This is a genomic window from Undibacterium sp. RuRC25W, assembly GCF_049339825.1.
GTDB lineage: Bacteria > Pseudomonadota > Gammaproteobacteria > Burkholderiales > Burkholderiaceae_D > Undibacterium.
This window is the reverse complement of the sequence record NZ_JBMPPD010000030.1, coordinates 26,481-50,278: the sequence shown is the minus strand read 5'-3', so window position 1 is coordinate 50,278 and position 23,798 is coordinate 26,481. Positions and strand designations below refer to the sequence as shown.

The following is a 23,798-nucleotide window of genomic DNA, read 5'->3' as shown; positions in this document are numbered from 1 at the left end:
TATAGGTTATTCTTGCCACGTCTATCCTTGGAATAGAGCACGAAGTTCATCCATGCTCTCGCTTATGCTTACCTTTTGCAAAATATCTTGTTGCAAATATGCGGCGATACGAGGTTGCAGGCGAATTGCCTCATCCAGAAGAGGGTCTGATCCTGGTGCATACGCGCCAACGCTAATGAGATCTCTACTTCGTTCGTAACGTGAATATAACTGTTTGAGTTTTCTGGATAGCTGTTGATGTTCAGGTGTCGTAATGCTATGCATTGCGCGACTGATCGATTGTTCTATATCAATAGCAGGGTAATGGCCGCTCTCAGCCAAAGTACGATTAAGAACAATATGTCCGTCAAGGATAGCCCGCGCAGAATCTGCGATCGGATCTTGCTGATCATCACCTTCTGTTAAGACTGTGTAAAAGGCGGTAATTGAGCCACCGCCTTCTTTGCCATTACCAGCGCGCTCAACCAAGATCGGTAATTTTGCGAAAACGGAAGGAGGGTAACCTTTTGTTGCTGGCGGTTCGCCGATTGCCAAAGCGATCTCGCGTTGCGCCATCGCATATCGTGTCAGTGAGTCCATAATGAGCAAGACACTATGTCCTTGATCGCGGAAATATTCTGCGATAGTTGTTGCGTAAGCTGCGCCCTGTAAGCGCATCAAAGGTGGTGCGTCGGCAGGTGCGGCCACCACTGCTGAACGTGCCAGTCCTTCTTTGCCTAGAATCTGTTCAATAAACTCTTTTACCTCGCGTCCCCGTTCGCCGATGAGGCCGACGACAATCACGTCAGCAGTGGTATATCTTGCCATCATACCTAGGAGTACACTTTTACCAACGCCTGAGCCTGCAAAGAGCCCCAGTCGTTGACCGCGACCAACGCTTAGCATGCTATTAATTGCTCTCACACCGACATCGAGTGTCTCGACAATCGGGGCGCGTTCAAGAGGGTTGTAGATGCGAGCACTGAGTGATGCAGAGGTTGTTGTGTCTAGTGGCCCAAGTGTGTCTAGCGGGCGTCCATTACCGTCGAGTACTCGACCAAGTAGTTGGTATCCGACGGGTAATTTTCGACTACGATCTACACTTCGCCTCGTCTGATTTCCTACTTGCGGGGCGGGTGTTGCTGGGAACACAGCCGCGCCAGGCGTAACGCCTTCTAAGTCACTGTGCGGCATTAAAAACAAACGATCACCGTCAAATCCAACGACTTCGGCATCCACCGTAGCGCCAGTCATTAAATGGATGGTACAGGCGCTTCCAACGGGGAGGCGCAGCCCAACTGCTTCCATCACTAAGCCCGTGACCTTGGTGACTCTGCCTGCGACCAGAGGCTCGCTTGCTCTACTAGCGAGAACTTGGCTCTCACTGAGTAAATTTTTCCATTGATCAGTGATCGTTGATTCCATAGCCGCTAGCTCGTACTTTTCACAGGGGGCTGAATCAATGCTTTGAGCGCGTTCCAACGCGTTTCTATGCTGGCATCAACAATGTTGTAGGCAGTTTCTATTTTGCAGTCGCCCCTCTCCAATTGCGCATCGCTGATAATTTTCCAGCCATCGGAGTTCAATGCTTCTCCCATTATATGTTTGACAGTAGCTGCATCCTCTGGATTGAGCAGAATATTTGCTGGCTGTTGGACGGTGGGAATATGTGCAATAGTTTCTTCTACGATGGGCAGAATAGCACTGACGTCTAACTCAAGTTTAGTTTTTAGAATGTTCTCTGCGAGACTTATTGCCAAGTCCAGTAATTCCTGGCCTGTATTTTTTCCTGCGCGGTCGATTTCGCCAATAAAATTTTTAGCAAGATTTTCCATTGCCTGAATATGTACCTTCATACTTTCTTCAGCGAGTTGCATGCCGGCGGTCTGTCCTTCATGCAATCCCTTTTCGTAAGCTTCCTGATAACCTGCGGAGTAACCTTCGTTGTGCGCGTTGGTTTTAATTTGATCAACTTCTTCAGCGCTGATTGACAGTATGGTTGGTACTTCAGGAATTTCAATGCTAGCAACAGCAATATGGCTAGGCCGAGTTTCGCCAAACGATGCCATTTCCCATCGCTGATACGCTGAAACATCCTTTTGGAGTGTAGCACTAGACATAAGAGTCGTCGCCTTTGGAGCCTAGCATGATCTGGCCTTCGTCAGCCAGACGTCGAACCACTAACAAAATTTGCTTTTGTTGCGCCTCAACTTCAGAAAGCCGAACAGGACCTTTTGATTCTAGATCTTCGCGCATCATCTCAGCTGCCCGTTGAGACATATTTTTGAAGATTTTCTCGCGCATATCTTGATTAGCACCTTTAAGCGCGACAATGAGGGAATCAGATTGCACTTCGCGAAGCAATAATTGAATACCTTTGTCATCAATTTCAAGAATGTTATCGAAGACAAACATTTCATCCATGATTTTTTCTGCCATATCACCATCGTATTTGCGCAGATTGTCCATCACGGATGCTTCATTTTCGCCGCTCATGAAGTTGAGAATTTCTGCCGCAGCACGCACGCCACCGATAGATTTTTTCTTCAGACTTTCATTGCCAGTCAGTAGTTTTGTCAGGACATCATTGAGTTCACGTAACGCTGTTGGCTGAATACCATCCAGAGTCGCGATACGCAGAACTACGTCATTCCGAAGGCGCTCCGTGAAGTTATTTAAAATCTCACAGGCCTGATCACTTTCAAGGTGAACTAGGATGGTTGCGACAATTTGTGGATGCTCATTTTTAATCAGGTCAGCAACGGAGGGGGAATCCATCCACTTGAGACTTTCAATACCGCTGGCGTCCTTGCCACCAAGAATGCGGTTGAGTAAGGATGATGCTTTGTCGTCGCCCAATGCTTTCGTCAATACATTGCGGATGTATTCGTCAGAATCAAGGCCAACCGATGAGTTGACGTCGGCCGCGGCCTTAAAATCTTCCATGACTTTGGCTATGCGTTCATGTGGAATAGCACCGATCGTTGCCATGGCAGCGCCGATTTTTTGTACTTCACGTGGCCCGAGAAACTTCATTACTTCAGCTGCGCCATCTTCGCCCAGAGCTAGTAAAAAAGTCGCTGCCTTTTGTACGCCTTCATCACTCATTATTCACCCATGTTTTAATCACGTTCGCCACGATGCGAGGATCATCTTTTGCCAATGCTCTCGCCATTTCTAAGTTTTGTTCGTAGCTTTGTGTTTGTTTTGCTGCTTGTATTTCTTCTTCACTGGAGAGTTTGACGACTGCGCCATCTTCGTCACCTTCTGCTGCAGCGGCTGCTTCGGCCTCTTGCTCTTCTGCCTCGAGCCTTTCTTTTTCTTCCTGTTCTTTCTTAGCTTTCTCTGCCTTAACATCTTTACCCATGATTTTATACAAGATAGGTTTGAGGTAGCCAAAGAACAGATAGGCTAACACACCGCCGACTAACAGGTACTTACCAATTTCCTTTGCCAGTGCGATCGTTTCAGGCTGTTTCCAAAGCGGGAACTCTTCGATCACTTGTTTCTCTGGGCCGGCGAATGCACTGTTGACAACGTTCAATGTGTCGCCGCGTTCCTTATTGAAACCCATTGCTTCTTTTGCTAGATCGGTAATTTCAGTTTTCTCGACGTCCGTTAATGGCCGAGTAATTACCTTGCCAGATTTATCGGTTTCCGACTTGTAGTTGAGAACAATCGCCACAGAAATACGTTTAACGCCGCCCATATTTTGCTGGGTGTAACGGATGGTTTTATCAACTTCATAGTTAGTTGTTGAATCTTTTTGGAGTATTGCTGCGCTCGATGCTGCCGATTGGGAAGCATTAGCGGCATTAGTGCCATTAGCAACAATAGGTGCTGTTGCTGGTGCAGGCGGTTGGTTGGTTAAAGCACCGGGAATGCCTGAGGCATTGTTGTTTTTGTTGTAGCTTTCGCTGGTCTGTTGACTACGTATGGTCGACGCTTCTGGTGGTGAATTTGGACGGTAGCTCTCTGCTGCTTGCTCACTTCTGGAAAAATCGATATCTGCAGTTGCTTCCGCATGCACGTTATTTTTGCCGACGATCGGACTAATAATCGATTCAACGCGTTTGACGATGTTTTCTTGGAAATCTTGCACGTATTTGATTTGTGCAGGGTCTAAATTATTGCTTCCTGCTTGTTTATTGGGGTCAGACAGCAAATTGCCGTTTTGATCCACAATAGAGACGTTTTTTGTTGATAATTCAGGGACGCTACTGGCCACAAGGTGGAGGATCGCGTTAACTTGAGATTGATCCAGCACACGACCAGGGTAGACGCTGACAAGCACGGATGCGGTCGGACTTTGTTGCTCTCTGACGAAAACAGAGGCCTTGGGCATTGCTAAATGGACGCGTGCTGTCTGAATAGAAGCGACAGACTGAATCGTCCGTGCTAACTCACCTTCGAGAGCGCGTTGGAAATTGACTTGTTCCAAAAATTGTGAAATACCTAATTTTTGATTTTCCATTAATTCAAAACCAACGTTACCTCCCTTGGGTAATCCTTGGGTGGCCAATTTCAGGCGTGCGTCGTGAACTTGGCTTGCAGGTACTAAAATTGCTGTTCCTGAGTCTGAATATTTATAGGGAATATTCATTTGTTGCAGGGATGCAACGATGGCGCCGCCATCTTTGTCATTGAAGTTGGAGAACAAGACGCGATATTCTGGTTGCTGACTCCACAGCCAGACGCCAACCATGATCGCCAGTATCAGCGCAGCACCTGCAGAGAGTAGGGCAGTGCGCACACCGGGAGTCTGAGGTAATCCTAAAAATCTAGGGGCTTCCTCAGTTGGCATGTTTTCGAGAACAGTGTTTTCAGCAGTTGCCATACATCACCTTGTCTGTTGCTGATCTGTGGAATTGTTGTTGCATATATCTAAGCCATCGTGGTTTTTTCCTTGTCCCAATTTTGGGCCTTTTTTGTAAATTCAATCTGTCGATAAAGGCCAGTTTAGTTGTTCTTATCAAGCGAATGCAAAAAATTATCAATGCTAATGTGATGCTTGTGAAAAACTTACACTTGTGCGGAGGATTTTATGGGTATTGCTGGTATAGACCGCAGCCAGATTGATGCGATGGTTGCTCAGTTGCGTGCTGCTGCTGCAAAAATGGAACATTCCTCACCTGTTATAACGAAACCTGGCGCAGCGGCAGAACCAGCGGCCTCTAAGGTCAATTTTGCTGACGCATTCAAAGCTTCGTTAGATCATGTGAACCAGGTTCAGACGGACTCCCAGAAATTGGGCGAGCAATTCGCGATGGGGGACGATAAGGTGAGTTTGGCGGATGTGATGATATCAATGCAGAAGGCGAGTATTTCGTTTCAAACGACAGTGCAGGTCAGAAACAAACTAGTCGCCTCATATAACGACATTATGAATATGCAAGTATAACTTGGGACTAACGCTATCTGGTTATAAAGGCCATCCTTTTGAGATGGCTTGATGTACCAGCGTTAGTCCATTTGGCTGACGAAATTAGCTGAATTAGCCTATGCCCGTCATCTTGGCGTTCCGTTCTCGTTCTAATTTCATGATGTAGCGTTGAATATGAGAGAGAACGGCATTGGACAGATTGATAAATTGGCAGCCGATGCGGCGGTTCGACTTGCCGTTAAGTAAAACCAACTCTTGATGATTTCTGACTTGAAGCACAATTTCAACCAAGCCAACGCCTGGTAAGTCGAGTTTGCAATGCTCGTAGGATTTGCCAATCGTGCAGTCCAAAATCTTTTTCTCATCCAGTATTGCGATACCACCACAACTGATGTCAACGAGGCTTAATTTGAGGACATCAACCTTGCCATCAATTTCAGCTGGGATGCTCGCTTTAATCGGTGTAGATAGCGGTGTATTGATGCGGTAATACTCTCTGCGTTGCAATCGGATCATGTTGATTGGGATGCCAAATTGCAAGGCAGGCCGATCTTCAAAGGTGATCTGCACTACTTCTGAGCTTGAGAATTGGATGCCGATTTTATCGAGCAAACCTTCAAACGAAACGCGCGGGGCTTCAACAATGCGTTGATTAGCCAAGTTTCCTGGCGCGGCATCAACGATGATGTGGTTGTTGGCGTCATCGATATCGAGAATCGAGGTGATAAATACTTCACTACCATTATGTATCACCATGCTGATCAGCTGATTACTGTCGCGCAAGCCTTTAAGCAAGGAAACGATTTCTCTGCGAGAGTCAATCTGATAGGGACTCTGGTTTTCAGTCCCAAGTGTTGGAGATATTTGCATATGTTGTGTTAATTATTTTTGTCAAAATTGTCTGGGGGAATGGTATTTATTGAAGATGTCCCCGCTCCATTCCGTGATTCATCAGCGTCAATATGGTAAAGCCATGCAAGGAGTTCTGCAACTACACGGTAGAGTGTAGGCGGAATTTCTTTGTCTAATTCGACTTTCATTAGTAATGATACCAACTCTTTGGATTCATGCACATGAATACCGTGTTCTTTTGCCCGTGCAATGATGGTTTCTGCAATGAGCCCCTTGCCTTTAGCCACTACTTTTGGGGCGCTTGACCCGCTTTCGTAAGCAATGGCGACTGCATTTTTAGTTATATCATTCTTTGTCGCCATCGTATTTTATGCTGAATTGGTCAAGATCTGTGCCTAAAGAGCTCAGTGTTGTAGTGAATTGATGGGCGTAAGCCCGAAGAACCTGAGCACTCAATTCGTCAGTGGTATGAACGGATACACTTAAATGTGAAGAATGCAAGTTGATTGTAGCTGATACGGTCCCTAGCGTGGGGAGTGTAAAACGCACAATGCTATTCCAATAGTCTCCTGCTTCTTCGGGGTAAGCATTTTTCTTTTTTTCAGATTGCTGCCTGCGGATTTCAAATTCGAGTGGTTGTCCTGGAAGCAGGTTTCCTTGCCATTTCAGGTTGTCATTTTCCAATGTATGTAGCTGCTGTTGAATCAGATGAGTAAGTTCTTTATATCCCGCAACGTCATTGACGTTGGTTGGTATTCCTTTTTCGTCTAAAGAGGGGAGTCTTGCTTGAGGTTCTGATTGAATTGCCTTTAGATCCCTCTTTCCACTTACCCAATCTGCCAGATGTGATTCGTAAAATACGCCACTCTTTGAGAGTTGTTTTTGTAATTCGGTCGCGAGCGTGTGCGTATCACTCATTGCGGAGGTCTCTGTCAAGATCGTAGATGGTGCGACAATAGGCGACTCAGGGCTAGTATCGGCGCGCAGAATAGTATCAATTAATCGACTAAAATCGCTCAACTGTATAACGCTGCTCTGTTGGCCTGATGAATTGAATGAGTCCGCGTCTTGAAGCGGACGCTGCTGTATTTCAGTGGCCTTAAGTAAGTTCGTCGATGACTTTAATTGTGCAGGTACGTTTGTTTCTAGATCGAGACGTTGCTGACTAGAGCCAAGAGCTTTGATGTCAACCGAGATCATGTCCCCGATTTTTGTATCTTGGGGCAAAGAAACGATTATCGTTTTGTTGTTGACGTTGACTGAATAGGTCGTGTCATCTATTTTTGCCAACACTTTAGCTTCAAATACACCGGTATTCTTCGAGCTACTCGATGTAGTTGATGTTGTATTTGAGCTCGCCCCAATAGCGGCAGGTTGTGTTGTTGCACTATCGAGGCGATTGGACATGAATGTTTACACTCGTGCGGCTCCGTAAGCCTGGTTCAACTTGCGAGAAGTGTGGTTGCTATGCATAAGATTGGCCAGTTCGGCCATCCAAGGCTCCGTGATATCACGGATTTCCTTATCATCCGCAAGGATCTTTTTGATCATTTTGATTTTACGCTCCTTTAACTCGGGTGTGAGTGGAACTGGCACTTCATTTTTTTGAATGATGGCAACGGTCGAGCTACAGTTAGATTCTAGTTGACATAGCAACTCCCAATCGCGTTTCCGTGCGGCATCAAGCATTTGGTCTGTAATTACAGCCACGTTTTCATATAATGAGATAAGTTCTATGCTTTCCATGCTTAATCAGGCCTCAAATGCGTGAATTTGTTTTGGTTGTAATGGGTCGTAGCTTGCTGTAGAAGGGACTTTATTCGCAGCGGCTGCCGCAATTCCTGGCGCTGGATTAATTGCCTCCCAAGTTTCTTTTAAGTCACGTAATAATGTTTGCACTTCAATTAGTTTTTCTTCTTTGTTGCCAGCATTGGCGAGTAACAACTCGCGACTCATGTATTCATACAGTGCGTCAAGATTTTTTGCGATATCACCGCCAGCTTCTTTGTCTAAACTGGCACGCAGGCCATTATCAATGATCGAAATTGCATGAGAAATAGATTTCCCTTTGCTGGCAATTTCTTTGTTTTTCATTTGCTGTATGGCATTTCCAATCGCAATTATTGCGCCATCAAACAGCATGACGATCAGTTTGTGCGGATCGGCCGCCATGACACCGGTCTCTTGACCTATTTTGGTGTAGGCATTGGCGCCGTATAGTTTTGATGATCCAAACATATGTAGTCCTTCACGAGTGACTGGTAAATTACTTATTTATTGGTAGTGCCGTTAAGGATGCCAAGTTGTGATGTCAAAAAGCTTGACTGCGATTGCATGCTGGCAACTAGCGTATCAAGCGCACTGTATTGCGCCTGTAAGGCGGCTTGTTTAGCGGTAAGTTGAACATTCAGTGCATCGGTCTGTTTTTGTAGATCTTTTAGCGTGCTGTTAAATCCGGTAATTGCATTGGGGATTAAGCCACCGGTACCGATGATATTGTTAAGAACGCTATTGAGCTTGTAAGCAAAACCTTGAGAGAAATAAACAGTCCCACGGTCGCCAACTGCGCCGCCGTTAACAATCACTTGTAAGCCATCGGAGGGAGATCCACTTGCGCCGGTAAGAATTTGCCCATTGCCGGTTGCTACTACGCCATTAAGTGTTCCTGCAACGTCTTTGCCAACGAAACCCGCAGATGAAGTACCTGTTAATGCTGAAATGCTGGTTCCCGTTCCATTTGTCAGACTAACGATAGATTTGCTACCGTAGTTACCGGAGCTTAAATTGAGAAAGCCGTTAGTGTCGATCGATGCTGCTACGGATAAACCACCCGTCGAAAAAATAGAAGTTCCATTGATCGACGACTGTACTAGAGACGCTAATTGTGTTGCATTATAAGTACCTGCTGGTAAATTCACAGATCCAGTAATGCCATCCAGTGTGACGTTGATCGCTGTATTGGCAGCAATCGTGGTTGAGGCACTGTTGAGGTTAGTATTGCCAACTAACGAACCTTGGGTCGCGACTTGGGTCACATTTAACGCATAATTACCTGCTTGGGTATTTGCTGTGGAGCCCACTTGCCTTGTCAAGCTATCTGTCGATTGACCAACCGCTGCAAACAGGCCACCAACATCTGTAAAGTTATTTGTTAGTGCAGTCTGTAGTTTGGTTGAGTCCGACGCGAGAGAGCCATCTTTTTGAAATGTAATGCCAATTTGCGCCAAGTAGGTGAATTTGCCGCCAAGACCATTGACGGCGTTGCTCAAGGAGCTACGCAATTGATCTTGTACTGTGGTAACAGTTGGGTCTCCCAGCAAGGCGCCCGCAGCTTTGGTGGTTGAGTTATACGAGGTAAGTTGCGAAATGGTGCTGTTAATATTGTTATAGGCGGTCACAAAAGAACTCACCGCAGTGGTGACCGCAGTTGTATTGGCAGCAATACTGACAGACGTGGTACCAACTTTACCTAGTTGTAACGTCACCCCTTGAATGGAGGAACTGAGGTTGTTCGTGTTACTTGTGACGGCGATACCGTTAATAGTCAGATTTGCGCTTTGACCGGTATTGACCTCTTTGAAATTTTGCGTTCCAGACGGGTCGTTCGAGAGCAAATTTTGCAAAGCAGAATCACCGCTAACACTGATTTTCATACTTGATGTTGCACCAGTGCTGGTTGATGCAAGAACCAGATGGTAAGGCGTTGCACTACCATCGCCAATAATGGATGCTTTGACGCCAATACTCGCATTATTAATGGCGTCTCTAATACCTTGCAGAGAATTATTGCTGCTGTCTATCGTAATCGAGCCAGTCGCTTGCGTTGCATCCTGGGTAAAACTGGAGCCCGTATACACCCCATTGCTGGATGTTCCACCGCTGATGGTGCCAAACTGAAAGGTGACTGTGCTGCTTTGGCCGGAGCCGATAGTATTAGTTGCCGACGTCTGACCTGCACTGGAGATGGATTGCCCTTGTGCTAACTGCGTTACGTTGACGCTATATGTGCCCGCTGTGGCGACGCTCGTCGTGGTTGCACTGGCAATGGTGCTATCGCCAGAAGTTGCCGTCAAGTTGTTAAAAGTCGCAGGGTTACTTAAGGTCGTCAGTGAACTTTGAAAAGCACTCATGACACTACTCAATGCGCCATAGGCTGTCACATCAGCATTGTAACTGGTTTGCTTTTGTTTGATCGCGGTAAGAGGTTGACTCTCAATAGCCATTAATTTACTGATAATGCTATCGAGGGGTAACCCTGAGGCGACGCCGATTGATGATACGGACACAATAGTTCTCCTTTGCTAGCCCTAACTGTATCAAATCTGGCGGGGTTCCAATTTGCATGACAGAGGGGTATTTCCCCGCTATTTTAAAAATAAGATTCAAAACACCAGCGCTTATGACGCAACAATGACTTTATCTTACTTTAAACCTTTTCAGGCTTCCTGTTTAATCAATAATCCCTGTAATTTATCCAAAGATTGAGAGATTTCAAGTGCTTGTTCCGTTGGTATCTGGCGTAGCACCTTATCGGTGTTCTGATCGATAATTTTAACAACAACGCGCTTACTACTTTCATCGATGCTAAAACGGACATCTTGTCCGCGGTCTTGCAGCGTTTTATTGATGTCATCAACGGCTTTTTTTAACTGGCTTGGATCAGTGCTTTTTTTTGTCTCAGCGGAGGTTGTGTCTGCTGGAGCGGGACTCTGGACAGCATTGCTGATACTCGTCGTCGTACCTGATGGCATTACATTTTTATCTGGAGGGGGCGACCCAAGAGGCAGTGTGCTTCCGACAGAAGGGATGTCCATGATCTTGTCCTTCAATGTGATATTCCCCCGACCAATTGCTGGTCAGGGGAATGTTCTACGTCAATGGCCTACTTAACCTATTGATTAACGTAACAGAGCGAGAACGCCGTTAGGTTGTTGGTTAGCCTGCGCCAGAATTGCTGTACCAGCTTGTTGCAATACTTGAGCACGTGTCATGTTCGCAGTTTCTGAAGCAAAGTCAGCATCTTGAATACGGCTACGAGAAGAGGCTAAGTTTGTTTGTGAAGTCTGCAAGCTTGTCACAGCGGAAGTAAAGCGGTTTTGGAATGCACCCAACGAAGCGCGTGAGCTATTGACTGAAGCCAGAGCAGCATCAATCGTCGCCAATGCGGAAGTTGCACCTGATGCACTTGTTAAGTCGAGAGATGACAAGCCAGCACCAACTGTTGCTGTTGCATTAACAACAGTTGTACTTAAGCCAACTTGTGTTGCTGCAGTACTAACAGCCGATGTTCCTGTCAATGTGCCAGCTGCGGCTTTAAGGCCAGAGCCTGCTGCGCCGTTAGTATTAACAACGGCATTGATGGTTGCGCCTGTCAAGGAAGTAAGCTTGATTGTTCCAGCTGTCTGTGTTGCTGTTACACCGCTTTTAGATGAGATTTTATTGATTGCGTCAACAACGTTCTGTGCCTGGGCATCTGCTGTCGCTGCACCTTTCACGGCACCAATATCGTAACCGTTGATTGTAACGTCACCTGCAACAAGTGAAGTTGAAACGGTAGCTGCTGCTGCACCAGTCGCTTGTGTCTCCGCGCCGTTCGCAACTTGAATACCATTAGCGTTTGTTGAAGTAAGAGTCAACTTCGCGGCTGTTGTAACAACACCAGCTGCGCCAGCAGTAATGCCGGTGGTGAGGCCTGTATTGGTATCATCTGACGTTGCAGTAGCCGCTTTTTCGACAGTAATATTTCTGCCATCTGCTGCTGCCAAACTGACAGCACCGGTCGTACTGTCGTAGGATGCTGTTACACCTGTTTGTGTGGACTTCGCGTTAATTGCCGCTGCTACGGATGAGCCATGCTCGCCCGCAGTTGTGCCGCCTGCTACTGCACCAATATCAACACCATTAATTTTGATATCGCCAGCAGCAATCGCATTTTGCGTCGTAGCTGTTGTGCCGCCAACAACGTTAGCCTGAGCTGTCGCAGTGACACCAGTGCTGCCACTCGACAAATTGATAGCGGCAGCTTTAGCGATTGCACTACCGGCGCCGTTTTTGTATGAAACACCATCATTGGCAGTAGCACCAATACTGACGCCGTTGAGTACCAACGCGCCTGCACCAACTGCATCTGTTCCAGTTGCTGTGCTAGCCAGGGAGGATGAATAGCTGGAGCCTGATCCAACGCCTAACGCGCTAGATTTTGCACTTGTGATGGCACCAATCGTGATTTGATCGTTGCTAGTACCGTTTGCGCCAACTTGGAATGTTTGGTTTGCGAATGAACCGTCGAGCAAATTAACGCCGTTAAAGTTTGATGTGCTGGCTACGCGGTTAATTTCAGAAATCAATTGGCTAGCTTCATTATTCAACGCCGCACGATCAGATGCGCTGTTGGTGCCGTTGGCTGCTTGTACTGATAAGTCACGGATACGTTGCAAGTTGGAGCCGATTTGAGATAAATCGCCCTCAGCTGTTTGCGCTAACGAGATACCGTCGTTCGCATTACGTGCAGCTTGGTTTTGACCGTCGAGCTGTGCAGTCATACGTTGGGAAATCGCCAAGCCAGCAGCGTCGTCTTTTGCGGAGTTAATACGCAAACCGGAAGACAGACGTTGCATCGAAGTTTGTAACGACGATTGAGACGTTGTCAGGTTGTTTTGCGCAATCATCGACGCGATATTGGTATTGATGAATGAAGACATTTTGATTCTCCTTGCCTAAGTTATTTAAATCGGGGTTTAGCCTCAAACTTTGGTCTGTCCTGATGACTGTTGCACCGCCGTTGTTAAGGGTTACGGTCAACTCTGGAAAAATTTTAGGATATTTCTCTAAATAAATATTAATTTTTTTGCTTAAGTTTTTAAGATTCCTCCGCTTGACGGCAGGTTTCAAAAAATCTTTAACACTAAAAAGAGCAAAGTTTTATTTTTTAAAGTTACTTTTATAGCAATAAAATGTTCAATAGGATGTTTCTTTGTGCCGTTTTAAATGTTTATCAGTTAATTAATTTGTAAATCAAGCACGTTGTCTAAGTGGTCGTTTCTGCTTTCTTATGAGGGACAGCTTAGTTCTTGCTTCAGCTCTTGGGTTGGAGTGGTTTCAGAAACCATGATGGACAGGCCATAAGTACAGGATCAACTGCTTGAATTACGTTTGAAGTAGATTGAATCGATACGACGAGAAGCGTTGATCTGTTGCAGAGCGTGCTCACAAGGTGTGGGAGCTATTCCTCATGATGCCTAATCGGACTCGTCGGCGTAGTTGATGTAGTAAGGGGAGGGCGGATAGCGAGTAATAAAAAAGATCAATAGACCCATCAGATTTTTTGGGCTACATGGTTGATTGATAAGCTAGTCCGCCTTGACTACCCGATTTTTCCCTGCTTTCTTCGCTGTGTACATGGCGTGGTCTGCACGTTTGATCAGTGCCTCTTGTGTTTCCCGGGGTGCGCGCAGAGCGACGCCGGCGCTAAAGGTAATGAATAAACGTTTGTCGTCAGAGGTAAAGAAGTGCTTCGTTAGTTCGCGTTGCACGCGTGTCATTGCCTGGGCGGCCTCTTCGATTTCGGTTTCTGGCATGATGATGACAAATTCTTCACCGCCAAAACGAGCAATGACGTCGATAGAGCGTAACGTCTGCTTGACGATCCGTACCAGATGCACTAATGCTTCGTCGCCAGCTGCATGGCCATGGGTGTCGTTGAGTCTTTTAAAGTTATCCAGATCCAGCATAGCGACGCACAGCGGACTATTACGACGATCGGCACGGTCCGCCTCTCGTTCAAAGATGTCATCCATGCCACGCCGATTTAGACTGCCAGTCAATTGATCTTCGCGAACCAATTCACTCATGTGTGCTAGTTTTGTTTCTAATTCTTTAATTTTGTTTTCTGCCTCGATTACTTCTTTTTGTGCGGCAACAATGATGTCTCTGGATTTGACTGCCTCAAATTGAACGGTGCGCGTTTCGTTGATGATGCCGCTGATAAGTTTTCCTACCTGTGCTACATCATTGGCTTTGCTGATCTCGGTGGCGTAGCTATCCATCTTGTGCTGATACGTGTCTGTGGTATCGACCATCGTGTTGAGACGGTCGACAAATGCAGTCATCATTTTTTTTACTGAGTTTTTGGACTCAGCGATACTGTTTTTCAGTGTTCCTTGTTTATAGATCACTTCCTTGAGGCTGCGCGTCGCTTCCTGTAAAGAGCGATGATCTATCGGCCCAGAGATCAGAGTCTGTACAACTTCAATCTGACCACGTAACCAATTGTCGTTATCGAGAAGATCATGAATATTACTCAACAGTAGATCAAAAAGACGTAGTAATAACTCTTGTTGCTCAGCGCTGTCGCCACTCTGCAATTCAATTTGGAAGCATAGTTGTTTTAAGCGCGTTGCTACTTGGTTCAGTGCGGTTTCTGACTCTGCTTCTTTGACAGCAATGCCGATGGCTTCAGATTCGATTGCCAGAGACGGTAAGCTTGGCTTTAAAATAGAACTGAGGGCCAATGATAGTGTTCGGTGCAGTAAATCTCTGAGTAGGCGTGGCCGAGGATCTTCGGCAGTGGGAATATCAACCAGAGGTAGGGCAGTACTCGGTATTGTTACAGATGGAAGGGGATCAACCAGGCTGATTCCTTTTGGTGTGGCAGGTATTGCCGCGGAGGGCGCTGTCATATGCTCAGTGAGCTCATCGAGCGCCTTACTGTACTCTTCCCAGTTGCTGTTTCTAATAGCCCGATTAAATCGGTGGCCAAAATTAGCAAGGTCACCTTTTGAATTTATTAAGCTCGTGGCAAAGCTAGCGAGTAGATTTTCAGCAATCGACGGCGCTGTTGGTGTTTCAGAAACCTCTTTTGAGGACACAGCTTCCTCTTGCTGAACAAAGATTCCCGCAATTTCATTGTACAGTTTCTGATAGGCTTCAGGTGTCGGCGCAATTCTTTGTATAGCAAGTTGTCGAAACGCTTCGCGAGCAATGTCAGTTGGACTTTTGAATTGTGAGTTATTTGAGTTATTTGACATAATTCTTTGCCAGCTTAAGGATTCCTATTTAGTCTACCAGTTGATTCTTGATTGCGTAATGGGTTAATTCTGCGTTGTGTCGCAATTTCATTTTTAACAGGATGCGAGAACGGTATTCGCTGATCGTTTTTACTGATAGTGATAAGTCTTTGGCAATGTCGCTCACTGATTTTCCAGAGGCGATCATTGTCAGTGTCTGGAACTCGCGGTCAGATAACGTTTTATGTAGTTCGTCCTCATGTTCTTGATTGAGGTTGTTCGCCAATTCTTGCGCCAACTGTGGGCTGATGTATTTTAAGCCACCTGCTACCTGGCGGATTGCTGCGATGATCTCTTCTTTACTGCATTGCTTGCTAAGATACCCAGAGGCGCCAGCTTTGAGTGAGCGTATTGCATATTGGTCCTCACGATACATCGAGAACATTAATATTTGTACGTCCGGCTTTTCGGCTTTAATTTGTTTTAATACTTCAATACCATTTTTGTCAGACAGCGCGATGTCAAGCAACATCACCTTATAATCATGTTGACGGGACTGGCGGATGGCTTCAATGCCGGAGGTGGCTTCAGCGACAACGGCGATATCTGTTGTGGCGCCAACGATACTTCTAATACCTTCTCTCACTACGGTATGATCGTCCACCACCATGAGCTTAATCGACGCAAATTCAGTCATGCAAAATTCCATTTCTATGTCATATCAATACTGTCGCATACAATGTGCGTTCAATACTAGTATTCTTGAGATCCCTTTTTACGCCACTTTTTAAGGGCTTGGCATTGACCTTTGTTTAATGGTTATGTTCCTCTGTTGCCAAGCTCGCCTGATGTGTCCGTTATTGAATTGGTTGAATTATTTTATGGATACAAAAGATGTTAGCTAAATTGCTTGTTATTTTATAAGGGTTAGCTGATCTGCGGTGAGAAGATAGAAATTAATTTGATGTAGTTCTTCAGAAAATAAAATGAATAAAGCGTTTGTAAAAGAAACTGACTCAGATGACGACGACGAAGTCGCCGCCCCGGCAATACCCGCTGGCGCAAAAAACTATATGACCCCAGAAGGGCATCAAAGTATGAAGGACGAATTTCTTCGTTTAATCGATGTCGATCGCCCCGAAGTGGTAAATATTGTCCATTGGGCCGCCTCAAACGGCGATCGTTCTGAAAATGGTGATTATATATATGGTAAGCGCCGTTTGCGTGAGATTGATCGGCGGATTCGTTTTTTGAGTAAACGTCTGGATGTTGCGGAGATCGTTGACCCAAGGGTGCATCATGGCTCTGATCAGATATTTTTTGGCGCCACTATCGTCTATGAGAACTTGCAAGGTGAAGAGGTAACAATCACCATCGTTGGCGTTGATGAGTTTGACCCGTTAAAAGGCAAAATTAGCTGGGTATCACCAGTTGCACGTGCATTAACTAAAAACCGTATTGGTGACACGATCATCTTAAAGACGCCGTCTGGCATTGATGAACTGACAATTTTAGACGTTACCTATCCTGTATAGTGAATAGTGAATAAATGTCGCTAGCGATAACCTCGACATTGCCCCAGGATAGGAGTCTTATTTGACGACTTCATCGATCGTCAACGAGGTCTTTAGTTTAATGACAGAAATTGAAACCGGGTCGCATGCTTATTGGTATTGGTTCCAACGCATTCTTCTCTCGTCATTTGCCTCTTTGAGTAAGTGGTGCGCCCGTTGTTTATCTTTCTCTTGAGCGTCAATGTTACCCTCTAGTTCCATTGCGAGGGCCTGAATTGCAACAGGAAAGTCGCCTTCGGCGGAATTTTCAAGCCATTGGCGAGCGAGAACGGGGTTTTTTGCGAGGCCGTCTCCGTCTGCATAGGCATTCGAGAGCAAGAACATTGCTTGCGCATTACCTTGTTCGCTGGCTATCTGTAGCCAATAAACTGATTGCTTGAGGTCTTGAGGTACGCCTTCGCCGTATTTACACATGCGTGACAACATAAATGTTGCCTTGTCGTTTTTTTGTTGTGATGCAGCCATGTACCATGTCCACGCCTCGACATAATTTTGCTTCAATCCCAGTCGTGCTTTGTAATTTGCTTCTGCGAAGTTAAATTCTGCTTCTGCGTCTCCGCCTTGTGCTGCTTTTTTGAGCCAATTTGCTGCATCAACATATTGGTCGTTATGAACGGCTAGAGCAAAGGCTAATTCTCTTTGGGCCACTGTATTACCCCGTTTTGCCCACGCTCTTAATGTGTGGAGGGCTTCTTTGTTTTGCCCATGCAGGGCTTGCAGTCCCATCGACTCAATTTCTGCCGTACTTGGATGTTCAGATACTTCCTGGCTACAGGCACAAAAAGCTAGCAATATTAAGTTGTATGTAAAAAATCGGAAAATTGAAGGCATTATCATCTTTGTCAGAATAGGCGTGCTCTCGCAACAATAACGAGAACACGCTGTAAGAGTGAATCAAGTGAACTTACTTCATCGTCTATGGGAAGTTATTTGCTCAGATCAATTTGATACTTTGCGTAGCCGTTAGGATCAATTGCGCCTTCAGCGATAACGCGATTGAGCCCTGCTGCTTTTGCGACCGGCAGTTTGCCAGTGACTGAGCGCAAAATCACCGGCCCTTGCGTTACTGTTTTGACGAAACTCCAGCTTTGGCCTGTGCCATTGAGTGCTGCAGTGACTTTACTCAAGCTGCTGAGATATTTGCTCACTACTGCTTGATTGGCATCCGGCGATTTAATAATCGTCTTGCTGCCGTCAATGCCAGGGAAGTTGCCGCCGCCACTTGCGCGATAATCATTCGTCGCCACGATAAAATTATCTGTTGGCGCTACTGGGTTGCCAGCATAGGTTAGATTAACAATGCGACTACCAACTGGTTGCGTCACGTCGATTTGATATTTGAGGGCATTATTGGCAGCATAGAAGACATCGTAGTTGTAGATTGTTGAATAAGACGGCACTAAGTCTTGCTCTGTCGTTAAAGCAGGGTTGATCTGTGCAAATTGGCTTGCGGATTTCTCCAGCCAGTTTTTCAGGTCTGATCCCTGAATCTTTACGGCTTGTAAATTGTTATTGCCGTACAAGTACAAGTCGCCTGGATTTCGAACCTGTAGCGTGAATGGATTGGCTGGGGTGGCGTTTGGCGCTACATCGGTAAAGTCAGTTGCACCGTTGCGTCCTGCCTTGAACGGGGCGCTGCATGAGATCACAGGGATGGATTTGTAGCTAGCAATCGTTGCGTTAGTGGAATTGGCAATAAAATTTTGTACGTAGTTAATTTGTGCCTGATTGACTATCTGAATGGCACTGACATCACCAACTAACGCAAAGTAGGCAGACATTTCAAAATCAGTAGTCGTGCCTAAGGGTTGTGATGCATAGGCCAACGTGGCTTTATGTTCCGTGTCTACCAGCGGCGCAACACTTGGATCCGCAGCGATTGCTGTTTTACCATCGGTATAGGTGAAGCCACGTGCTTCAACGTTAGTCAGAGCTGGTTGCACGACCCATTTGCCGCTTTGGTATTTTAAGGTCATCTGGATGATGCCGAGACGACGTCCCCAACTTTGCGCCATGACTGCTGGGATGCCGTTGATGGTGCCTTTAATATTGTCTACGCCCGGTAAGTTTTTCAATGACGCATCGATGGCTGCGGCGCCAGGTTCCTTTGCTTGCGGGAAGATCAGGTGTGAGTGACCCAACATCAATGCATCGATCCCTGTCGTGCTTAGATATAAACTTCCATTTTCCATTTTTGGGCTATAGGTAGAAGCATCTAGTCCGCCATGTGATAGCGCAACAATAAGGTCTGCACCTTTGGAGCGCATCTCTGGAACATATTTATTGGCTGTTTCTACGACGCCGTTGACGACCACTTTACCGGCCAAATTCTTCTGATCCCAGTCCATAATCTGCGGTGGAACAAAGCCCATAATGCCAACATTTAATGTGACATTGATTGCTGAGCCGTCAGGCGCTGTTCCTGTAAATTTCTTCGGAATGATGGAATAAGGATTGAAGATTGGAGATTGTGTCGTTGCGTTAACGACGTTCGCCAGAACGATAGGGAAGGTTGGTGCGCCGCAATTGCTAGGGGCTGTGACGCCAGTGATGCCAAAATTTGTATTGGTGATCTGGCCGAGAAAGTTTAAGCCATAATTAAACTCATGGTTTCCGACGCTACCTCCATCATACTTTAATGCGTTCATCACTTTGTGTATCGCCATTGTTCCGCTGCAGGGAACAGGTGATGCAACTGCTTGGTAGTCGCCTAGTAGCGTTCCCTGAATGACGTCGCCATCGTCAAGCAACACGTTGTTTGGATTTTCTGTACGTGCGCCGCTGATGAGGGTGGAAGTCCTTTCCAGTCCAAGCGTGGTATCTGGTTTCAATCCGTAATAATCGTAACTAAGTACATTTTGGTGCAAGTCAGTTGTTTCAAGTAAGGCTACTTTCAGTGTCGTTCCTTCTGGAATTGATGGCGCGGTGGTGCTACTTCCGCACGCGGTTAGCGCTACCACTGTTAGCGATGGGATCCATGTTGAGTTCTTCATATGTTCTCTTAAAGTTGGTGCGCAATCGTTTGCGGATTTAAAAAAATAATTTATTTGAAAATTAATTGTCTTTGACATGCAGGAATAGACTGCGCAATTATCTGGACGAAATATGTCAAGTTGATGACAATTTGACTATTTAAGATAATAAAATGAAATGCTAAAAAAATAATTAATGATTTATATTATTTCTAAATAAATAAAAAATGATTAAAAAATTTACATGTAAAAGTTTTTGTTTTGTTGCCCTATCGTCTGACGCCGTGATTTATTCTATTTATAATCCGGTGTCGCTTCTTTGGCGCTAGTGGCGGCTTTAATTTTTTCTTTTTACGGATTTCTCATGCTTAATACCCAGTGTTATACCCGGGCGATAACTTGTTCACTTAAACAAAATCGCCTGCGATTAGCAACATGTCTTTCAATAGTTTCAACAAGTATGCTCAATAATCGCGTAGTTACAGCAGTTTTAACGGCCACTCTTGCTGCCTGTGCAAGCATACCGGAGCAGTCGTCTGCGCCTGTTGTGCCAGTGGGTGTTGCTGCACAAAAAACACCAAAGCAAATAAAGATTGGATTAGCGCTCGGTGGCGGTGCTGCGCGTGGGTTTGCGCATATTGGCGTCATCAAAGCACTGGAGTCTCAGGGGGTATTTCCAGATATTGTAGTAGGTACCAGTGCCGGTAGTGTCGTCGGTGCGATGTACGCTGCAGGGAATAACGGTTATGCATTGCAAAAAATGGCGCTGGATATGGATGAGGCGACGATCTCAGACTGGTCGCTGCCGTTATTTGCTAAGTCCAGTGGCGTATTAAAGGGAGATGCATTGCAGGCTTATGTCAATCGTATGGTTGGTCAGGTATCTATTGAGAAATTAAAGAAACCTTTTGGTGCGGTGGCAACTGATTTGTCTTCTGGTAAAGCTGTTCTATTTCAGCGTGGGAATACAGGGGCAGCGGTCAGGGCGTCATCTGCGGTTCCGGCTATTTTTCAGCCTGTGACCATTAGTGGCAGGCAATATGTTGATGGTGGCCTTGTGGCGCCGGTTCCTGTGCAATTTGCGCGCGACATGGGTGCTGATTTGGTGATCGCTGTCAATATCTCGCAGCAACCTGAAGGGCAGAATGGCGGAAGTACGATTGATATTCTTCTGCAAACTGTCACGATCATGGGGCAAAGCATAAACCAATACGAATTAAAACGGGCCGATGTCGTGATTCGGCCTGAACTAGCCGGTATGAAGGGAAGTGATTTTGCGGGTAGAAATCTTGCAATACTGGCAGGTGAGCGTGCTGCAATGGCTGCGATACCGGAGTTAAAGCAAAAAATCAAGGCATTGCAGGAACGGTAGTCGATTCATTCGGTGGATGCAATCCTGTTGCCGGGTGGGTTTTGAGGCAGAGATAAAAAAGCGCTCCAATCGAAGGGAGCGCTTTTTTATTACTATGTGGCCATCGACATTACTGTTTGCCATTTTCTTCGTTAATGCGACGTGCACCGTTAAATCGTTTTTTCCAGTAAGCCAGATCCATACTCTCAACCCTGACTTGACCACCTGCAGATGGGGAGTGAATGAACTTGTTGTCGCCAAGGTATATTCCGACGTGGGAGAATCCGCGTTTAAGTGTATTGTAAAAAACAAGATCGCCAGGTTGTAAATCTTTCTGATCGACATTTTCACCAACGCGGCTGATTTCTGCTGCGGTGCGCGGTAAATTTTCACCGACCGCATCCTTGAAGACTAAGCGAACAAAGCCGCTGCAGTCGAGTCCATTTTCTGGAGTGTTACCGCCACGCTTGTAGCGAATACCCATGAAGTCCATGGCTTTTAATGTTAGATCTGAAGCGCGCTGCCTGATCTCTTGAATTTTTGTAAATGCGGTGGAAGACTCTGGGAATGGATTGTCGGCGGCCGAGGCTGGGGTGCAGATAGCTGTCTGTAATGCGACTGCGATAAGCACTAATGCGGCACTTCTGTATATTCTTAAAACATTCGTTAGCATCTTTGCACTCAGGAAATAAAACCGCCTTACTTTAAGCGAACTTTTAAATAATGTAAACCTTTGGGGGTAAATCAAGCAAGGGCCAGTGTTAATTTAAAGGCATTCACTTTAATCAAAACAGTTTTTACACGCAAGCTTTTTAGCATCGCGTACAATCGCCCCACTGTTAAAAAGGGAGATTATTATGCAAACCAAACCGATGTTGACCTTGGAAGATGTGAAAAAAATGGCAGCAGCTGCCGAGGCAGAGGCGCTGGCAAATAACTGGGCGGTTGTTATTGCTATTGTGGATGATGGTGGACATCTGATGTGGTTGCAGCGCCTTGATGGTGTTGCGCCGATTTCAGCGCATATTGCCCCAGCAAAGGCGACCACTGCCGCTTTGGGCAAGCGTGAGTCGAAGATTTACGAGGACATCATTAATAATGGCCGTTATTCTTTTTTAAGCGCCCCATTGATAGAGGGGATGCTCGAAGGTGGTGTGCCGGTAATAGTAGATGGGCATTGTGTTGGTGCCATTGGCGTCTCTGGCGTTAAGTCGTCTGAAGATGCACAGATTGCCAAAGCAGGTGTTGCAGCGTTGGGCTTGTAAGTCGGCTTGCAATCAGGTGGGGATTTGGTTCTGGCGGGATTTCATCGTCTTTTCGATTGCCCGAGAGGTGTTTTTAGGCTATAATTCGAGGGTTTAACTAATTCGAAATCTCGCCGTAGCGCCTACCCAAATCCACATCGCTCCATCATCTTTTTCAGGTCGCTCGGCGTTAGCCCGCGGCCTGTTTAAAAATAGACAGCTTGGGGCGTCGCAGCGGCGGTAACAATACAGGAGTTGCCCTTGCTGCCCATTCCGCAGTCCCTTCTTCGTTCCGGCCAAGACATCGCTATTTTAGCTCTCGCCGATGGAACAATTTTTACTGGCTATTCTATCGGAGCTTCCGGTCATACAGTCGGTGAAGTTGTTTTTAATACTTCCATGACTGGTTATCAGGAAATTCTCACTGACCCAAGTTATAGCTCCCAAATCGTTACACTGACTTATCCGCATATTGGTAATACTGGTGTTAACGCTGAAGATGTTGAATCCGAAAAAATCCATGCAGCTGGCCTGATCATCAAAGATTTGCCGATGTTGGTATCTAATTTTCGCTCTGAGCAAACCCTCTCTGAATACCTGATTTCCCAAAACATCGTTGCTATTGCTGGTATTGATACTCGCAAGCTGACACGTATCTTGCGTGAAAAAGGTGCGCAAGGCGGTGCGATTCTGGTTGGTAAGAATGCAGAAGAAGCGATCGCGTTGGCGAAATCCTTCCCTGGTTTGTCTGGCATGGATCTGGCAAAAGTCGTTTCGTCCAAACAAGCGTATGAATGGACTGAGACCGAGTGGGTATTGGGTCAGGGTTATGGTCAACTCTCCAATCCACAATTCCACGTCGTTGCATTCGATTTTGGTGTGAAACGCAATATTTTGCGTATGTTGGCACAACGTGGTTGCAAAGTGACTGTGTTGCCAGCGCAATCCAGTGCAGCAGATGTTCTGGCATTGAATCCCGATGGCGTATTTTTGTCGAATGGTCCTGGCGATCCAGAACCATGTGATTACGCGATTGCAGCAGCTAAAGAATTGATTGAAAAAGGCATCCCGACATTCGGTATCTGCCTGGGTCATCAGATCATGGCGCTGGCATCTGGTGCGAAAACACTGAAAATGAAATTCGGCCACCATGGTGCAAACCATCCCGTGCAGGATTTGGATAGTAAGCAAGTGTTGATCACATCGCAGAACCACGGTTTTGCTGTTGATGCAGCTTCATTGCCAGCCAATTGCCGTGTTACCCACGTCTCTCTGTTTGACGGCTCTTTGCAAGGCTTTGCTCGCACTGATAAGCCAGCATTCTGTTTCCAGGGGCATCCTGAAGCGTCACCAGGTCCGCACGATATTGCGTACCTCTTTGACCGCTTTACGGCACTGATGAGTGCAGCAAAATCACAGGCTAAAACAGGAGAATAAT

At 46.1% G+C, this 23,798-nt stretch carries 22 protein-coding genes; 5 read left to right on the top strand and 17 right to left on the bottom strand.

The features are described from left to right. Positions 1 to 21 precede the first annotated feature (21 nt). From fliI to fliF, 4 genes are read right to left on the bottom strand one after another with little or no spacing between them, the layout of a single operon-like run. Positions 22 to 1,404 (bottom strand): flagellar protein export ATPase FliI, encoded by a 1,383-nt coding sequence (gene fliI, locus ACO0KV_RS13935; RefSeq protein WP_423043140.1) that lies wholly within the window; start codon positions 1,402 to 1,404, stop codon positions 22 to 24. A 5-nt stretch (positions 1,405 to 1,409) separates the two neighbouring features. Further along, positions 1,410 to 2,099, bottom strand: coding sequence for a flagellar assembly protein FliH (locus ACO0KV_RS13930; protein WP_423043139.1), 690 nt, complete (start codon positions 2,097 to 2,099; stop codon positions 1,410 to 1,412). Further along, positions 2,092 to 3,087, bottom strand: coding sequence for a flagellar motor switch protein FliG (fliG, locus tag ACO0KV_RS13925; RefSeq protein ID WP_423043138.1), 996 nt, complete (start codon positions 3,085 to 3,087; stop codon positions 2,092 to 2,094). The genes ACO0KV_RS13930 and fliG overlap by 8 nt, the downstream gene beginning before the upstream one ends. After that, a complete protein-coding gene (gene fliF / locus ACO0KV_RS13920; protein WP_423043137.1) occupies positions 3,080 to 4,816 on the bottom strand; it encodes a flagellar basal-body MS-ring/collar protein FliF in 1,737 nt (578 codons plus the stop codon). Before fliF ends, fliG begins: the two co-directional genes overlap by 8 nt. A 207-nt stretch (positions 4,817 to 5,023) precedes the next feature. On the opposite strand from fliF, the gene fliE reads away from it, so the two are divergent. Further along, on the top strand, positions 5,024 to 5,380 hold the full coding sequence (fliE, locus tag ACO0KV_RS13915; RefSeq protein ID WP_423043136.1) for a flagellar hook-basal body complex protein FliE: 357 nt from the start codon (positions 5,024 to 5,026) through the stop codon (positions 5,378 to 5,380). A gap of 93 nt (positions 5,381 to 5,473) precedes the next feature. On the opposite strand, the gene ACO0KV_RS13910 is transcribed toward fliE, so the two are convergent. The 10 genes from ACO0KV_RS13910 to ACO0KV_RS13865 form a co-directional block, all read right to left on the bottom strand. Continuing rightward, positions 5,474 to 6,232, bottom strand: coding sequence for a flagellar brake protein (locus ACO0KV_RS13910; protein WP_423043135.1), 759 nt, complete (start codon positions 6,230 to 6,232; stop codon positions 5,474 to 5,476). A gap of 8 nt (positions 6,233 to 6,240) precedes the next feature. After that, on the bottom strand, positions 6,241 to 6,576 hold the full coding sequence (locus tag ACO0KV_RS13905; protein WP_423043134.1) for an EscU/YscU/HrcU family type III secretion system export apparatus switch protein: 336 nt from the start codon (positions 6,574 to 6,576) through the stop codon (positions 6,241 to 6,243). Beyond that, on the bottom strand, positions 6,560 to 7,621 hold the full coding sequence (locus ACO0KV_RS13900; RefSeq protein WP_423043133.1) for a flagellar hook-length control protein FliK: 1,062 nt from the start codon (positions 7,619 to 7,621) through the stop codon (positions 6,560 to 6,562). Before ACO0KV_RS13900 ends, ACO0KV_RS13905 begins: the two co-directional genes overlap by 17 nt. Positions 7,622 to 7,627: 6 nt before the next feature. Beyond that, a complete protein-coding gene (locus ACO0KV_RS13895) occupies positions 7,628 to 7,960 on the bottom strand; it encodes a flagellar protein FliT (protein WP_423043132.1) in 333 nt (110 codons plus the stop codon). A gap of 6 nt (positions 7,961 to 7,966) precedes the next feature. After that, positions 7,967 to 8,452 carry a flagellar export chaperone FliS gene (gene fliS / locus ACO0KV_RS13890; RefSeq protein ID WP_423043131.1) on the bottom strand — a complete coding sequence of 162 codons (486 nt, stop codon included), beginning with the start codon at positions 8,450 to 8,452 and terminating at the stop codon, positions 7,967 to 7,969. Between the two features lie 32 nt (positions 8,453 to 8,484). Further along, positions 8,485 to 10,500, bottom strand: a complete 2,016-nt coding sequence (gene fliD, locus ACO0KV_RS13885; protein WP_423043130.1) for a flagellar filament capping protein FliD — start codon at positions 10,498 to 10,500, stop codon at positions 8,485 to 8,487. Positions 10,501 to 10,650: 150 nt separating this feature from the next. Continuing rightward, positions 10,651 to 11,028 carry a flagellar protein FlaG gene (locus ACO0KV_RS13880; protein WP_423043129.1) on the bottom strand — a complete coding sequence of 126 codons (378 nt, stop codon included), beginning with the start codon at positions 11,026 to 11,028 and terminating at the stop codon, positions 10,651 to 10,653. 84 nt (positions 11,029 to 11,112) lie between these two features. Further along, positions 11,113 to 12,915 carry a flagellin gene (locus ACO0KV_RS13875; RefSeq protein ID WP_423043128.1) on the bottom strand — a complete coding sequence of 601 codons (1,803 nt, stop codon included), beginning with the start codon at positions 12,913 to 12,915 and terminating at the stop codon, positions 11,113 to 11,115. Positions 12,916 to 13,563: 648 nt separating this feature from the next. Next, complete coding sequence (locus tag ACO0KV_RS13870) at positions 13,564 to 15,240, bottom strand: GGDEF domain-containing protein (RefSeq protein WP_423043127.1); 1,677 nt, start codon at positions 15,238 to 15,240, stop codon at positions 13,564 to 13,566. A 28-nt stretch (positions 15,241 to 15,268) separates the two neighbouring features. Then, positions 15,269 to 15,916 (bottom strand): response regulator, encoded by a 648-nt coding sequence (locus tag ACO0KV_RS13865; protein WP_423043126.1) that lies wholly within the window; start codon positions 15,914 to 15,916, stop codon positions 15,269 to 15,271. A 289-nt stretch (positions 15,917 to 16,205) separates the two neighbouring features. Here ACO0KV_RS13865 and greB point away from each other — a divergent pair, with 289 nt between their 5' ends. After that, the gene (gene greB / locus ACO0KV_RS13860; RefSeq protein ID WP_423043125.1) at positions 16,206 to 16,754 is read left to right on the top strand and encodes a transcription elongation factor GreB; all 549 of its coding nucleotides are present in this window, start codon (positions 16,206 to 16,208) and stop codon (positions 16,752 to 16,754) included. Between the two features lie 129 nt (positions 16,755 to 16,883). Here the strand turns inward: greB and ACO0KV_RS13855 are convergent, their stop codons facing one another. After that, entirely contained in the window at positions 16,884 to 17,519 is a 636-nt protein-coding gene (locus tag ACO0KV_RS13855; protein WP_423043124.1) for a tetratricopeptide repeat protein, read from the bottom strand. Between the two features lie 200 nt (positions 17,520 to 17,719). Continuing rightward, the gene (locus ACO0KV_RS13850) at positions 17,720 to 19,786 is read right to left on the bottom strand and encodes a bifunctional 2',3'-cyclic-nucleotide 2'-phosphodiesterase/3'-nucleotidase (protein WP_423043123.1); all 2,067 of its coding nucleotides are present in this window, start codon (positions 19,784 to 19,786) and stop codon (positions 17,720 to 17,722) included. A gap of 439 nt (positions 19,787 to 20,225) precedes the next feature. Between ACO0KV_RS13850 and ACO0KV_RS13845 the strand changes: the two genes are divergently transcribed. Next, a complete protein-coding gene (locus tag ACO0KV_RS13845) occupies positions 20,226 to 21,137 on the top strand; it encodes a patatin-like phospholipase family protein (protein ID WP_423043122.1) in 912 nt (303 codons plus the stop codon). Positions 21,138 to 21,246: 109 nt separating this feature from the next. Here the strand turns inward: ACO0KV_RS13845 and ACO0KV_RS13840 are convergent, their stop codons facing one another. Next, positions 21,247 to 21,789, bottom strand: coding sequence for a C40 family peptidase (locus ACO0KV_RS13840; RefSeq protein ID WP_423043121.1), 543 nt, complete (start codon positions 21,787 to 21,789; stop codon positions 21,247 to 21,249). A 184-nt stretch (positions 21,790 to 21,973) separates the two neighbouring features. On the opposite strand from ACO0KV_RS13840, the gene ACO0KV_RS13835 reads away from it, so the two are divergent. Further along, positions 21,974 to 22,381 (top strand): GlcG/HbpS family heme-binding protein, encoded by a 408-nt coding sequence (locus ACO0KV_RS13835; RefSeq protein WP_423043120.1) that lies wholly within the window; start codon positions 21,974 to 21,976, stop codon positions 22,379 to 22,381. 249 nt (positions 22,382 to 22,630) lie between these two features. After that, positions 22,631 to 23,797, top strand: a complete 1,167-nt coding sequence (gene carA, locus ACO0KV_RS13830; RefSeq protein WP_423043152.1) for a glutamine-hydrolyzing carbamoyl-phosphate synthase small subunit — start codon at positions 22,631 to 22,633, stop codon at positions 23,795 to 23,797. The last annotated feature ends 1 nt before the right edge of the window (position 23,798 follow it).

What these genes read in the sequence shown, in the direction of transcription:
- fliI (WP_423043140.1), bottom strand. Translation starts at nt 1,404, where the DNA reads ATGGAATCAACGATCACTGATCAATGGAAAAATTTACTCAGTGAGAGC.
- ACO0KV_RS13930 (WP_423043139.1), bottom strand. Translation starts at nt 2,099, where the DNA reads ATGTCTAGTGCTACACTCCAAAAGGATGTTTCAGCGTATCAGCGATGG.
- fliG (WP_423043138.1), bottom strand. Translation starts at nt 3,087, where the DNA reads ATGAGTGATGAAGGCGTACAAAAGGCAGCGACTTTTTTACTAGCTCTG.
- fliF (WP_423043137.1), bottom strand. Translation starts at nt 4,816, where the DNA reads ATGGCAACTGCTGAAAACACTGTTCTCGAAAACATGCCAACTGAGGAA.
- fliE (WP_423043136.1), top strand. Translation starts at nt 5,024, where the DNA reads ATGGGTATTGCTGGTATAGACCGCAGCCAGATTGATGCGATGGTTGCT.
- ACO0KV_RS13910 (WP_423043135.1), bottom strand. Translation starts at nt 6,232, where the DNA reads ATGCAAATATCTCCAACACTTGGGACTGAAAACCAGAGTCCCTATCAG.
- ACO0KV_RS13905 (WP_423043134.1), bottom strand. Translation starts at nt 6,576, where the DNA reads ATGGCGACAAAGAATGATATAACTAAAAATGCAGTCGCCATTGCTTAC.
- ACO0KV_RS13900 (WP_423043133.1), bottom strand. Translation starts at nt 7,621, where the DNA reads ATGTCCAATCGCCTCGATAGTGCAACAACACAACCTGCCGCTATTGGG.
- ACO0KV_RS13895 (WP_423043132.1), bottom strand. Translation starts at nt 7,960, where the DNA reads ATGGAAAGCATAGAACTTATCTCATTATATGAAAACGTGGCTGTAATT.
- fliS (WP_423043131.1), bottom strand. Translation starts at nt 8,452, where the DNA reads ATGTTTGGATCATCAAAACTATACGGCGCCAATGCCTACACCAAAATA.
- ACO0KV_RS13880 (WP_423043129.1), bottom strand. Translation starts at nt 11,028, where the DNA reads ATGGACATCCCTTCTGTCGGAAGCACACTGCCTCTTGGGTCGCCCCCT.
- ACO0KV_RS13875 (WP_423043128.1), bottom strand. Translation starts at nt 12,915, where the DNA reads ATGTCTTCATTCATCAATACCAATATCGCGTCGATGATTGCGCAAAAC.
- ACO0KV_RS13870 (WP_423043127.1), bottom strand. Translation starts at nt 15,240, where the DNA reads ATGTCAAATAACTCAAATAACTCACAATTCAAAAGTCCAACTGACATT.
- ACO0KV_RS13865 (WP_423043126.1), bottom strand. Translation starts at nt 15,916, where the DNA reads ATGACTGAATTTGCGTCGATTAAGCTCATGGTGGTGGACGATCATACC.
- greB (WP_423043125.1), top strand. Translation starts at nt 16,206, where the DNA reads ATGAATAAAGCGTTTGTAAAAGAAACTGACTCAGATGACGACGACGAA.
- ACO0KV_RS13855 (WP_423043124.1), bottom strand. Translation starts at nt 17,519, where the DNA reads ATGGGACTGCAAGCCCTGCATGGGCAAAACAAAGAAGCCCTCCACACA.
- ACO0KV_RS13850 (WP_423043123.1), bottom strand. Translation starts at nt 19,786, where the DNA reads ATGAAGAACTCAACATGGATCCCATCGCTAACAGTGGTAGCGCTAACC.
- ACO0KV_RS13845 (WP_423043122.1), top strand. Translation starts at nt 20,226, where the DNA reads ATGCTCAATAATCGCGTAGTTACAGCAGTTTTAACGGCCACTCTTGCT.
- ACO0KV_RS13840 (WP_423043121.1), bottom strand. Translation starts at nt 21,789, where the DNA reads ATGCTAACGAATGTTTTAAGAATATACAGAAGTGCCGCATTAGTGCTT.
- ACO0KV_RS13835 (WP_423043120.1), top strand. Translation starts at nt 21,974, where the DNA reads ATGCAAACCAAACCGATGTTGACCTTGGAAGATGTGAAAAAAATGGCA.